Origin of the sequence: Methylopila sp. 73B, assembly GCF_000526315.1 — a bacterium.
Classification (GTDB): Bacteria; Pseudomonadota; Alphaproteobacteria; order Rhizobiales; family Methylopilaceae; genus Methylopila.
This window is the reverse complement of sequence record NZ_JAFV01000001.1, coordinates 3,610,954-3,623,792: the sequence shown is the minus strand read 5'-3', so window position 1 is coordinate 3,623,792 and position 12,839 is coordinate 3,610,954. Positions and strand designations below refer to the sequence as shown.

Annotated in this window: 7 protein-coding genes; 5 read left to right on the top strand and 2 right to left on the bottom strand. The window is 71.0% G+C overall.

From position 1 onward, the window contains the following. Position 1: 1 nt before the first annotated feature. On the bottom strand, positions 2-1,492 hold the full coding sequence (locus tag K244_RS0117315; RefSeq protein ID WP_020187552.1) for a UbiA family prenyltransferase: 1,491 nt from the start codon (positions 1,490-1,492) through the stop codon (positions 2-4). Between the two features lie 211 nt (positions 1,493-1,703). Here K244_RS0117315 and mprF point away from each other — a divergent pair, with 211 nt between their 5' ends. From mprF to K244_RS0117290, 5 genes are all read left to right on the top strand, one after another. Next, entirely contained in the window at positions 1,704-4,364 is a 2,661-nt protein-coding gene (mprF, locus tag K244_RS0117310; protein WP_020187551.1) for a bifunctional lysylphosphatidylglycerol flippase/synthetase MprF, read from the top strand. Further along, entirely contained in the window at positions 4,361-5,764 is a 1,404-nt protein-coding gene (locus K244_RS22165; protein WP_020187550.1) for an AcvB/VirJ family lysyl-phosphatidylglycerol hydrolase, read from the top strand. The genes mprF and K244_RS22165 overlap by 4 nt, the downstream gene beginning before the upstream one ends. Positions 5,765-5,927: 163 nt before the next feature. After that, entirely contained in the window at positions 5,928-7,013 is a 1,086-nt protein-coding gene (locus K244_RS0117300) for an alpha/beta hydrolase (RefSeq protein WP_020187549.1), read from the top strand. 225 nt (positions 7,014-7,238) lie between these two features. Then, complete coding sequence (gene sfnG / locus K244_RS0117295; RefSeq protein ID WP_020187548.1) at positions 7,239-8,360, top strand: dimethylsulfone monooxygenase SfnG; 1,122 nt, start codon at positions 7,239-7,241, stop codon at positions 8,358-8,360. 13 nt (positions 8,361-8,373) lie between these two features. Next, positions 8,374-9,642, top strand: a complete 1,269-nt coding sequence (locus K244_RS0117290) for an SfnB family sulfur acquisition oxidoreductase (protein WP_020187547.1) — start codon at positions 8,374-8,376, stop codon at positions 9,640-9,642. 452 nt (positions 9,643-10,094) lie between these two features. Here K244_RS0117290 and K244_RS0117285 read toward each other — a convergent pair whose 3' ends face one another. Then, complete coding sequence (locus tag K244_RS0117285; RefSeq protein WP_020187546.1) at positions 10,095-12,569, bottom strand: DNA translocase FtsK; 2,475 nt, start codon at positions 12,567-12,569, stop codon at positions 10,095-10,097. Positions 12,570-12,839: the final 270 nt, after the last annotated feature.

Here is a 12,839-nt window from a genome sequence, read left to right as displayed (position 1 = left end):
CTCACCACAGCCGGCCGTGGGGCGCGACCGCGGCGACGAAGGCGAGCGCCATGATGGCCCCGAGCGCTATGCTCGCCTTGTCCCTGACCGCGAAGGCGACGGGGTCGTCGTGCAGTTCGTCGCGGCCGGACAGCACCCAGATCCGCCCGAGCCACAGGAACAGCACGCTTGGGAACACCCAGAGCGCCGCCGGGGTCTTGTACATGCCGGCCGGGAACGCCTCGTTGAAGATGTAGAGCACCATGACGAGCACCGCGGACATGCCGGTGGCGGTGCCCATGGCGATCAGGAAGGGCACGTCGGCGGCGACGTAACCGCGACCGCTCGCCTTGGCCGCGCCCGCCTGCGCCACGCGCGCCATCTCGGTGTGGCGCTTGGCGAAGGACAGCGAGGCGAAGATGAACATCGAGAACACCAGGAGCCACGGCGACGGCGGCACCGCGACCAGCGCGACGCCGATGACGAGCCGCAGCGTGAACAGCGCGGCCAGGGTGAACACGTCCACCACCGCGAGCCGCTTCAGCCGGAACGAGTAGGCGAGCGTCACCACGAGGTAGGCCGCGAGGCTCGCAAACACGGCGCCGCCCATCAACGCGCCGCCGACGAGCGCCGCGACGATCGCGAGCGGCGCCGCGACGAGGCCCGCCGCGATCGGCAGGCGGCCGCTGGCGAAGGCGCGGTTTTTCTTCGACCAGTGCTTGCGGTCGTCCTCGATGTCCCAGAGGTCGTTCAGCAGGTAGGTGCCGGAGGCGAGCACGCCGAGCAGCACGAAGCCGATCAGCGCCTCGCTCCAGGCGACCAGGTCGAGCGCCTTGCCGCCGAGCACCAGCGGCACGAAGACGAGCGCGTTCTTGGCCCATTGATGGACCCGGGCGGCCTTGAGCACGGTCCTGGCTCCGAGCTTGGGGCGGGGCAGCACGGCGAGCGGCGGGCGGATCGCCTCGGCGGCCTTCCGCACGCCGGGCTTCGCCTCGACGATGACGCTCTCGGCGGCGGCGCGCCAGACCGCGAGATCCGCGCGGTGGTCGCCGGCGTAGGCGAAGCCGCCGGGGAAGCGGCTCGCGAGCACGCGCGCCTTGGCCTCGCCCTTGAGGTTGGTGGCGCCGTCGCTCGCGATCACGCCGTCGACGAAGCGGAAGCGGCGGGCGAGCTTGGCCGCCACCATGGCGTCGGAGGCGGTGGCGAGATGGATCTGGCGGCCGCGGGCGTGCTCGGCCTCGATGAAGGCGAGCAGCTCCTCGTTCAGCGGCAGGCCGTCGACGTCGAGGTCGACGCGTTCGGCGAGCCGCCGCTTGAGCACCGCGCGGCCCTGCGCGAGCCACAGCACGAGAAAGACGATGCGGAGCGGATTGCCGCGCAGATAGGCGAGCGCCGACTCCGCCAGCAGGTCGCCGCGCACCAGCGTGCCGTCGACGTCCACGGCGAGCGGCGGCAGATCGCCGGCCGGAGCCCGTCTTGCGCCATCGGACCGAGGCATGCTGGCGAGCGTCATGCGCATCCTCCGCGTTGCGGCTCCGGCGCCACGGCGGCCGGAGATTTTGCACGGCTTTCGCCGCCCCTCGGCGGCATCCGCAATCTCTCGTATCGCAATCGGGTTAAGAACCGCCCTATGTCCGCCGTGTTCGAGGGCTTGTCTCCCGCGCGTTTCCGAACGCGTCCGACTTGCGTCTCGCGGCGCCCAATGACATCTGCTCACGGCTGATATGTCCCGACCCAACGAGACGGCCCCCGCTCCCGAGACGCCCCCGCTCGGCTTCCCCAAGCTGCGCGCCTGGGCGGCCACCGTGCCGTGGCGCACGGTCGGCGCGATCGCCTCGGTCGTGCTGTTCAGCATCGTGCTCTATGTCCTGCACGGCCTCGTGGAGGAGGTGAAGCTTGACGACGTGCGCGCGGCCATCGCCGCGAAGCCCTGGAGCACGCTTGGGATCGCCCTCGCGGCCACCGCGGCGAGCTATGTCGCGCTCACCGGCTACGACTGGTTCGGCATCGTCCACATCAAGCGGCGGGACGTCGGCTACCCCGTGGCGGCGCTCGCCTCCTTCACCGGCTACGCGCTGAGCTACACCATCGGCTTCCAGATCGTGGTCGCGGGCGCCGTGCGCTACCGGATCTACGCCGGGGCGGGGCTCGGGGCGGCGGAGGTCGCGGCGATCACCGCGATCTCGGCGCTGACGCTCTGGCTCGGGATCTTCTTCACGCTCGCGCTCGGCCTCGTCACCGAGGCGCAGGACGTCGCCCGGCTCGACGGCATGTCGCCCAGCCTGAATATGGCGATCGGGATCGCGATCATCCTCGCGCTCGTCGCCTATCTCATCTGGATCGGCCGCCGCGAGCGCGCCGTCACCGTCGAGGGCTACCGCCTCGCGCTGCCGGGCGTGAAGTCGACCGCGGCGCAGATCGTGATCGGCCTCGTCGACCTGCTCGGCGCCGCCTTCGCCCTCTGGGTGCTGCTGCCGGCCGACGCGGTCATCGCCTTCCCCACCTTCGCCGCCCTGTTCGTGGTGGCGATGACGCTCGGCATGCTGAGCCATGCGCCCGGCGGCGCCGGCGTCATCGAGGCGACCGTGCTGCTGGCGCTGCCCAACCTGCCGGCCGACGCCGTGCTGGCGAGCCTGCTGCTCTGGCGCGTCGTCTACTACCTCATCCCCTTCACCATCGCGCTCTGCCTGCTCGGCGCCTCGGAGCTCGCCCGCCGCAAGGGCCATTTCCAGCGCGCGGGCGCCATGCTCGCGGTGGTCATGCGGCCGGTTGCGCCGATCGTGCTGGGCGCCGCGGTGTTCCTCGGCGGCATCGTCCTGCTGGTCTCCGGCGCGCTGCCGGCCGAGACCGACCGCCTCCACCTGATCCGCGGGATCGTGCCCCTGCCCTTCGTCGAGGGCTCGCATCTGCTCGCGAGCGTGGTCGGCGTGGTGCTGCTCGTGGTGGCGCGCGGGCTGCTGCGACGGCTCGACAGCGCCTACCGCGTCGCGCAGGTGCTGCTCTCGGCGGGCCTCGTGTTCTCCCTGATCAAGGGCGTGGACGTGGAGGAGGCGCTGGTGCTCGGCGGCGTGCTGGCGCTGCTCACCGTCAACCGCCGCGCCTTCTACCGCCGCGCCTCGCTCTGGAGCCAGGATCTCGCCCCCGCATGGCTCGCGGCGGTCGCGATCGTGCTGGCGGGCTCGATCTGGCTCGGCTTCTTCGCCTACCGCAACGTCGAGTACTCGAACGACCTCTGGTGGGATTTCGCCTACCGCGGCGACGCCCCGCGCTTCCTCCGGGCCTCGCTCGCCGCCTGCGTGGCGGCGCTCGCGATCGGCCTGCACGCGCTGCTCCATCGCCAATCGACGCCGAAGGCGGGCGCGGGCGAACCGGCGGAGCGCCTCGCGGCGATCGTCGCGACGAGCGCCCGCGCCGACGCCAACCTCGCCTTCCTCGGCGACAAGCGGTTCCTGTTCTCCGACACCGGCGACGCCTTCATCATGTACCAGGTGCAGGGCCGGAGCTGGGTCGCCATGGGCGATCCGGTCGGCCCCGCCGAGCGCGTTTCGGAGCTGGTCTGGGCGTTCCGGGAGCTCGCGGACCAGCACAGCGGCTGGCCGGTGTTCTACCAGGCGAGCGTGGCGCGCCTGCCGAGCTACCTCGATCTCGGCCTCTCCCTGCTGAAGCTCGGCGAGGAGGCGCGGGTCGATCTCGCCGCCTTCACGCTCGAAGGCAAGGCGGGCTACGAATGGCGCTACGTCGACCGCAAGGCGACCAAGGACGGCATCGACGTCGTGATCGTCCCGCGGGACGAGGCGCGCGCGCTCTACCCCGAGTTCAAGGCGGTGTCGGACGCCTGGATGACCTCGAAGAAGGCGGGCGAAAAGGGCTTTTCGCTCGGCTTCTGGTCGGAGGACTACCTCAGCCACTTCGACATGGCGGTGGTGCGCCACGAGGGCCGGATCGTGGCCTTCGCCAACATGTGGTACGGCGCGAACAAGGAGGAGGCGACCGTCGACCTGATGCGCTACGCCCCCGACGCGCCGAAGGGCGTGATGGACGCGCTGTTCGTGCGGCTGATGCTGCGCGCCAAGGCCGACGGCTACCGCTGGTTCAACCTCGGCATGGCGCCGCTGTCCGGACTGACGGACCACCCGCTCGGACCGACCTGGAACCGCGTCGGCGCCTTCCTGTTCCGCTACGGCGACAACTTCTACAATTTCGAGGGCCTAAGGACCTACAAGTCCAAGTTCAACCCGGTGTGGGAGCCGCGCTACCTTGCCTGCCCCGGCGGCTGGGTGTTGCCCCAGATTCTGATCGACGTCACCGCCCTGATCGGAGGCGCGCCCAAGCGCGCCGCCGCGACGACCGCCCCGCGGCCCGCAGCCAAGGAAACCGCGGCGTGACGCGTCTCGCGACCCTCCTCGCCCTCGCGCTGGCCTGCCTCGCCGTCGTCGGCCCCGCCCGCGCCGACGATCTCCGGCGCGCGACGGTGAAGAACGAGACGCTCGACGCCATTCCGGTCGTCGGCCCCGCCGACGAGCCCTCGGCGATCGTGGTGATGATCTCCGACCTCGACGGCTGGACGCCGAAGCTCCAGTCGGACGCCGACGCGCTCGCGACCCAGGGCGCGCTCGTCGTCGGCGTCGACCTGAAGCGCTACCTCGCCGGCCTCGCCAAGGAGACCGACGACTGCTTCTACATGCCGGGCGACATCGAGGAGTACACCCGCCTCGCCGGCAAGGAGCTCGGGATCAAGACCTACCGCTTCCCCGTCCTGCTGGGGTCCGGCCGCGGCGCGGATATTGTCTACGCCATGCTGGTCCAGGCCCCGCCCAACATGTTCGCCGGCGGCGTCTCGATCGGATTCTCGGGCTCCGCGCCGCTGACCAAGCCGCTCTGCGACGGGCCGAAGACCGAAACGCTTGCGAACGGCGAGTTCATGATCGGCGAGCCGGACTCGACGGACGGCCTGCAGGGCGAGTGGCGGGTGCTCACCGCAGGACCGGCGCCCCAGAAGATCAAGGATTTCGTCGAGCCGTTGCCGAACGGCGACGTGGTGGAGGCGCCCGCCGGCTCCGACCTGACCCAGGCGGCGTTCGACGCGGCGCTCGACATCGGCGGCGGCGACCCCGACGCCGTCAACGCGCTGCCGCTGGTGCTTTATCCGCCGACCCAGCCGACCGTGAAGGGCCTCGTGGTGATTTACGCCGGCGACGGCGGCTGGCGGGACCTCGACAAGACCATCGCCGGCTTCTTCCAGAACGAGGGCTACGGGGTCGTCGGCGTCGACACCCTGCGCTACTTCTGGAACGAGAAGACCCCGCGCGAGCTTGGCGACGACCTCGAGGCGATCCTCGGGCGCTACGCCCCGGAGTGGAAGGCGAAGAACGTCCTCCTCGCGGGCTACTCCTTCGGCGCCGACGTGCTGCCCTTCGCCTGGCAGAGACTGTCCAAGCAGGTGCGCGACAGCGTTCGCCTGATCGCGCTGCTCGGCCTCTCCAAGACGGCGGACTTCGAGGTCAGCGTCTCCGGCTGGCTCGGCGTCGGGACCGGCGCCCACGACGTGGTGAAGGCCTCGGCCGGCCTTCCAATGGACCGCGTCCTCTGCGTCTACGGCAAGGAGGAGCTCGAGGAGGCCGACAACGACGTCGCCTGCGCGACCGACGTGTTCCCGAAGGCCTCGCGCATCGAGGAGCCCGGCGGCCACCACTTCGACGAGAACTACGACGTGCTCGCCAAGCGCCTCGACGCCGAATTCGCCAAGCGCGTCGCCGCCCAACCCGCCGCCGCGCCGGGGCGGTAGACATCAGTCCGGAACGGACCTTACGACAACCGTTCCAGGCCGCACGCTTAATCGTGTCTTTTCATCGAAGGCCAAGCGCGTAAGCTCTGCCCGCACGACCGCGGCCCTCAGACGCGTCGAGAAGGCGTCGCCGCCGTCGCAAGACATGCGAGGAGAGAACGCCATGTCGATTTTCGAAAGCGGACAGTCGCTCGATGGGCCGAGCGTCGGAGAGAAGGTCGCGCGTTTCCTCGGCTCGGTGCGCGGCGATCCCGTCGCGCGCGCCGACCTCGACATGAGCCGCGTGCTGGAGGAGCTTCGCGCGCTGGCGCCGGAGCCGATCGAAGACCTGACGCCCGAAGCCGCGCGTCGGCAGCCGACGCCGTCGGACGCCGTCAAGGCGCTGATCGAAAAGACCGGGCTCGAAACCGCGCACGACGGCGTCGTCTCCAGCGACGTGCGCTACCCCGGCGCCGAGGGCGACCTGCCGGCCCGGATCTACCGGACCTTCGGCGACGGGACGCCCCGCCCGATCGTGCTGTATTTCCACGGCGGCGGCTGGGTGTTCGCCGACCTCGACGCCTACGACGCGACGCCGCGCGCGATCGCGGCGCGCACCGGCGCGGTCGTGGTCTCCGCGCACTACCGCCTCGCGCCGGAGCACAAATTCCCCGCCGCCCACGACGACGCGATCGAAGCCTATCGCTGGGTGATCGAGGAGGCGGAGGCGCTCGGCGGCGACCCGTCGCGGATCGCCGTCATGGGCGAGAGCGCCGGCGGCAACCTCGCGATCAACGTCGCGATCGCCGCCCGCGACCAGGGGCTGCCGCTCCCGACGCACCAGGTGCTGATCACCCCCGTCGCGGGCGTCGACATGGAGACGCCGTCCTACCAGATCAACGAGCACGCGCGCCCGCTCAACAAGGCGATGATGGGCTGGTGCGTCGGCCACGCCCTGGCGGACGCGCTGGCGCAGGAGGATCCGCGGCTCGACCTCGTCGGCCGGGCGGACCTCCGCGGACTGCCGCCGACGACGCTGATCACCGCCGAGATCGACCCGCTGCGCTGGGAGGGGCAGGCGCTGGCGGAGAAGCTTCGCGCCGCCGGGGTCGCCGTCAACGCCGTCGATTTCGAGGGCGTCACCCACGAGTTCTTCGGCATGAGCGAGGTGGTGCGCGACGCCCGCCTCGCCCAGGAAGCCGTCGCCCGCGACCTCGTCGCCGCGTTTGCGCCGGACGAGCGCGGGGCCCGCGTAGGTCGAGCGCTGTAGCCCCCGTCAGTCTCTCCGACCTTCGTCGAACGGCGCGTCGCCCAGGCGGGAGACGCGCCGTTTGCGTTCAGGCTTTTGCGGGGACCGGCGCGCGGATTGGAACGGCGGCTTCCATCGCGCTTCCGCAGCGCGCACTGATCGCCGGTTGACATTCTTCGGCTCCTAAATTCTATTCAAATAGTAGATTGACTTAGGTAACGATGATCCCGCCGTGAAGGAGCCCTCATGTCCGCATCCGACGACCGCAACGCCGAGCCGTTGAAATTCGCCTACTGGGTCCCGAACGTCTCAGGCGGCCTGGTGATTTCAGACATCGAGCAGCGCACGAGCTGGGACATCGGCTACAACCGCAAGCTCGCGCTGATCGCGGAAGCCGCCGGCTTCGAGTACGGCCTGACGCAGATCCGCTTCACCGCGGGCTACGGCGCGGAAAACCAGCACGAGTCGGTCGCCTTCAGCCACGCGCTGCTGGCCGCGACGGAGAAGCTCAAGATCATCGCCGCCCTGCTGCCGGGCCCGTGGAACCCGACGCTGGCCGCCAAGCAGATCGCGACCATCAACAACCTCACCGGGGGCCGGATCGCGATCAACCTCGTCTCCGGCTGGTTCAGCGGCGAGTTCCGGGCGATCGGCGAGCCCTGGCTTGACCACGACGAGCGGTACCGCCGCTCCGAGGAGTTCATTCGCGCCTTGCGCGGCATCTGGACCGAGGACAGCTTCACCTTCGCCGGCGACTTCTACCGCTACCGCGACTACTCGCTGAAGCCGAAGCCGATCGACCCGCAGCCGGAGATCTTCCAGGGCGGCTCGTCCCGCGCCGCGCGCGACATGGCGGCCCGGGTGTCGGACTGGTACTTCACCAACGGAAACACGCCGGAGAACGTCGCGAGGCAGGTCGAGGACGTGCAGGCCAAGGCCGCGGCGCTCGGCCGGCGGGTGAAGATCGGCGTCAACGCCTTCGCGGTCGCCCGCGCGACCGAGGCCGAGGCCCGCGCGGTGGTCGACGAGATCGTCGCCAAGGCCAATCCCGACGCCGTCAACGCCTTCGGCCACGAGGTGAAGAACGCCGGCAAGGCCTCGCCCGAGGGCGAAGGCAACTGGGCCAAGTCCACCTTCGAGGACCTCGTCCAGTACAACGACGGCTTCAAGTCGAACCTGATCGGCACGCCGCGCCAGATCGCCGAGCGCATCCTCGACCTCAAGGACGCGGGCGTGGACCTGGTGCTGCTCGGCTTCCTGCACTTCCAGGAGGAGGTGGAGTTCTTCGGGCGCGAGGTGATCCCACTCGTGCGCGAACTCGAGGCGAAACGCGCGCCCGGGCGCCAGCCTGTGTCCGCGGCCGCCTGAAAGGAGACGCGTTATGAACGCCCAGACCCCCGTCCGCCTCGCCGCCGTGGGCGAGGCGCTCTCCGAGCCCGCCGGCGCGGCCGCCCTGCCCCGCCCGACCCGGCCGGCCCACGTCATCCGCAGCGACGCGGAGGCGCTCGACGTTGCAGGCCATCTCGCCGAGGAGTTCGCCAAGGGCGCCTCCGAGCGCGATCGGACGCGGCGGCTTCCCGTGGCGGAGCTCGACCTGTTCTCCCAGAGCGGTTTGTGGTCGATCAACGTGCCGAAGGACTACGGCGGGCCGGAGGTCTCCTACGTCACCCTCGCCGAGGTGATCGCGCGGATCTCGACGGCCGACCCCTCGCTCGGACAGATCCCGCAGAACCACCTCGGCGTGGTCGCCGCGATCCGCACCGTCTCCGACCACCGGCAGAAGCAGCTGCTGTTCGGCGAGGTGCTGCGCGGCGCCCGCTTCGGCAACGCCTTCTCGGAGTTCGGCTCCAAGCGCGCGGCGGAGTTCGAGACACGCTTCTCCGACGAAGGCGACCACGTGGTGGTGACCGGCCGCAAGTTCTACGCGACCGGCGCCCTGCTCGCCCATCTCGTGCCGATCGTCGCGCTCGACGACGAGGGCCGCGCGTTCTACGCCATCGCCGCGCGCGACGCGCTTGGCCTCACAGTGATCGACGACTGGTCCGGCTTCGGCCAGCGCACGACTGCGAGCGGCACTGTGATCCTCGACCATGTGCGGGTGCCCAAGACGCACCTCGTGCCCGGTTATCTCGGCTACGCCCGGCCCACGGCGGACGGCGCGGTCTTCCAGATCATCCAGGCTGCGGTCGACGCCGGCATCGCTCGCGCCGCGCTCGCCGACGCGATCGCCTTCCTGCGCACGCGCTCGCGGCCCTGGGTCGACAGCGGCTTGGACCGCGCGTCCAACGACCCCTACGTGGTCCATGAGATTGGCGACCTCAGCCTGCGCCTGCACGCGGCCGAGGCGCTGCTGGAGAAGGCCGGCCTCGCCGTCGACCGCGCGGTGGCGGACGCGACGGCGGAGACCGTCGCCGAGGCGCAGATCGCGGTGGCGGAGGCGAAGGTGCTCACCACCGAGGCGGCGCTCGCGACATCCTCGAAGCTGTTCGAGCTCGCCGGCGCGCGCTCGACGCTCGGCGAGCACAACCTCGACCGCCACTGGCGCAACGCCCGCACGCACACGCTGCATGACCCGGTGCGCTGGAAGTACAAGATCCTCGGCGACTACGCCCTGAACGGCGTCAAGCCGCCGCTGCACGCCTGGAGCTGAGGCGCAAAACGCTTCCGGATAGACCGCGGGCCTCCCTCCCCGCGCCGCAGCCGTGGGGAGGGTGGCCTCGGCGCGAGCCGAGGTCGGGTGGGGTCTTGGCATAGGGCGCGACGGCGTGGAGCTTGGTTCTGAGCCCCACCCCACCCGGCCGGCCTCCGGCCGTCCACCCTCCCCTGTCCCAGGGGAGGGATCCCCGCGCTTCAATTTCAGCGGCGCAGAATGAGGCGCAGGCGATCCCTCCTCGCGCCGGAGGCGTGGGGAGGGTGGCCTCGGCGATAGCCGAGGTCGGGTGGGGCCTTGGGCGTGGGGCGCGACGACCGGGAGCTTCATCCCGAGGCCCACCCCACCCGGCCGGCCTGCGGCCGTCCACCCTCCCCTGTCCAGGGGAGGGATCCCCGCGTCCCACATGGCGGCGGCGCGGCTTATGGCTGTGGCGGGCCGGCGCCGGCTCCTCACTGACCCCGGAAGATCTCGCGCTTGCCGGCGTGGTTGGCCGGGCCGACGATGCCCTCGTTCTCCATCCGCTCCATGATCGAGGCGGCGCGGTTGTAGCCGATCTGCAGGCGGCGCTGGATGTAGCTGGTCGAGGCCTTGCGGTCGCGCAGCACGACGGCCACCGCCTGCTCGTAGGCGTCGCCGCCCTCTTCGCCGAACTCGCCCGCGTCGAACACCGCGACGTCCTCGGAGACGCCCTCGCCGTCCTCGGCGCCCGCCTCCTCCTCGTCGTCCGCGGTGACGGCGTCGAGATATTCCGGCCGGCCCTGCAGCTTGAGATGGTCGACGACCTTCTCGACCTCGGCGTCGGAGACGAAGGGGCCGTGGACGCGCAGGATGCGGCCGCCGCCGGCCATGTGCAGCATGTCGCCCTGGCCGAGCAGCTGCTCCGCGCCCATCTCGCCGAGGATCGTGCGGCTGTCGATCTTCGACGTCACCTGGAACGAGATCCGGGTCGGGAAGTTCGCCTTGATCGTGCCGGTGATCACGTCGACCGAGGGCCGCTGCGTCGCCATCACGATGTGGATGCCGGCCGCGCGCGCCATTTGCGCGAGACGCTGAATCGCGCCTTCGATCTCCTTGCCGGCCACCATCATCAGGTCGGCCATCTCGTCGACGATGACGACGATGTAGGGCAGCTGCGTGAGGTCCATGACCTCGTCTTCGTAGGTCGGCTGGCCGGTCTCGCGGTCGAAGCCGGTCTGCACCGTGCGCACCACCGTCTCGCCCTTCGCCGTCGCCTCCGCCGCGCGGGCGTTGAAGCCGTCGATGTTGCGGACGCCGAGCTTCGACATCTTGCGGTAGCGGTCCTCCATCTCCCGAACCGCCCACTTCAGCGCGATCACCGCCTTCTTCGGGTCGGTCACGACGGGCGTCAGCAGGTGCGGGATGCCCTCGTAGACCGAGAGCTCCAGCATTTTCGGGTCCACCATGATCAGCCGGCACTTCTCCGGCGGATGCATGTAGAGCAGGCTCAGGATCATCGTGTTGATGGCGACCGACTTGCCCGAGCCGGTGGTGCCGGCGACGAGCAGGTGGGGCATCTTGGCGAGGTCGGCGATGACGGGCTCGCCGCCGATGGTCTTCCCCAGGCACATGGCGAGCTTCTGCTTGGTCTCGCCGAAGTCCGGCGTCTCCAGCAGCTCGCGCAGGTAGACGGTCTCGCGCTTGGCGTTCGGCAGCTCGATGCCGATGACGTTGCGGCCCTCGACCACCGCGACGCGGGCGGACACAGCGCTCATGGAGCGGGCGATGTCGGAGGCGAGCGCGATGACGCGGCTCGACTTCACGCCGGGCGCCGGCTCGAACTCGTAGAGCGTGACCACCGGCCCGGGGTTGGCGTCGATGATCTCGCCGCGCACGCCGAAGTCCTGCAGCGTCTGCTGCAGCTTCAGCGAGTTCTTGTTCAGGAACTCCTCGGAGTGCTCGAAGCAGGGCTCGCTCGCGGCGGCTTCCGCCAACAGCTCGAGCGGCGGCAGCTCGTAGACGTCGGAGGCCGGCGACGGCGTGGCCGCGCGACGCGGCGCGGGCGGTGCGGCGATCGGCGCCATCGGAGCGACCATTGGCTGCGGCGCCGGGACGGGCGCCTTGGCGCGCACGGGCGCCTCGGCGACAGGCGCCGCAGGGGCGGGGGTCGCGGGGGCGGGCGTCGCGACCCGGGCCGCCGGCGCGACGGCCTCCGCCGCGGCCGGGATCGCAGCCGGCTCAGGCGCGCTTGCGGCCGGTTCGGGCGCGGGCGCAGCGGGCGCCACCGGCGCCCAGGCGAAGGACGCGGAGTAGCTGACCGGCGCGAAGGAGCCGAAGGGGCTTCCGAGCGAACCGGTGATGAAGGCGGCGGGCGCCTCCGCGACCGGCTCCGGCGCGGCGTCGTCCGCCGGGGCCGCAGGCCGCGCGTTGTCCTGCTCGCCCGGCGTCTCGGGCGCGTCGTCGTCGAGGCGGATCACCTCGGCGAGGCGGCGCAGGCGCGCGGGCTGCAGCGGCCGCGCGGGCGGAGCGCCGACGTCGGTGAAGGCCATGGCGGCGATCGCGTCGGCCGCGGCTTCCGGATCGATCGTGGCGGCGTCGGACGGCGCGTTCGCGCTCTGCGTCGGCCCGCGGAGGATGCTGTCGGGCGTGCGGGTGAAGCGCGCGTTCGGGCCGATCGCGAACGGCCGCAGCCAGCTCGGCACGGCGGAGGGCGCCGGCGCGAGCCCCTCGACGATGAACTCGATCCGCGGCGTCTGCAGGGCCTGCTCGAGACCGGCGAGCAGGCTCGGGTCGACCGAGACGGAGCTGTCCAAGGTCTCGTCGCGGGCGGCGCGCCGTTCGCGTAGGACGCGGTCGGGCGTGCGGCTGGTGCGGACCTCGCCGGGCGCGGCGCCGCGGCGCGGGTCCGCAGGCTGGCGACGGCCGTCGGCGTCGAAGGAAGCGGGCGGTCGGCCGGAAGAGCGCATGAGTCGCTGACCCCGTCTTGAAGGGCGCTGGCGCGCCGGATTTCGCTGTGCCTCCAGTTAGGAAGGCCAGGGTTAACGAAGGGTGGAGCGAACGACGTATCCCGCCCGCCGTCGCCCGCGATCCACAGCCGCAGGGGGCGGTCTCCCGCACGAGGCCGAAAGCCGCATCGCCTTGGCGCTACAGCATAGGTAGCGCTTCACCTCGTCGAAGCGGACAGGCATCGTGTCGCGAGACATGCATTTCCGCAGGCAGATGAAACTTATCATAAT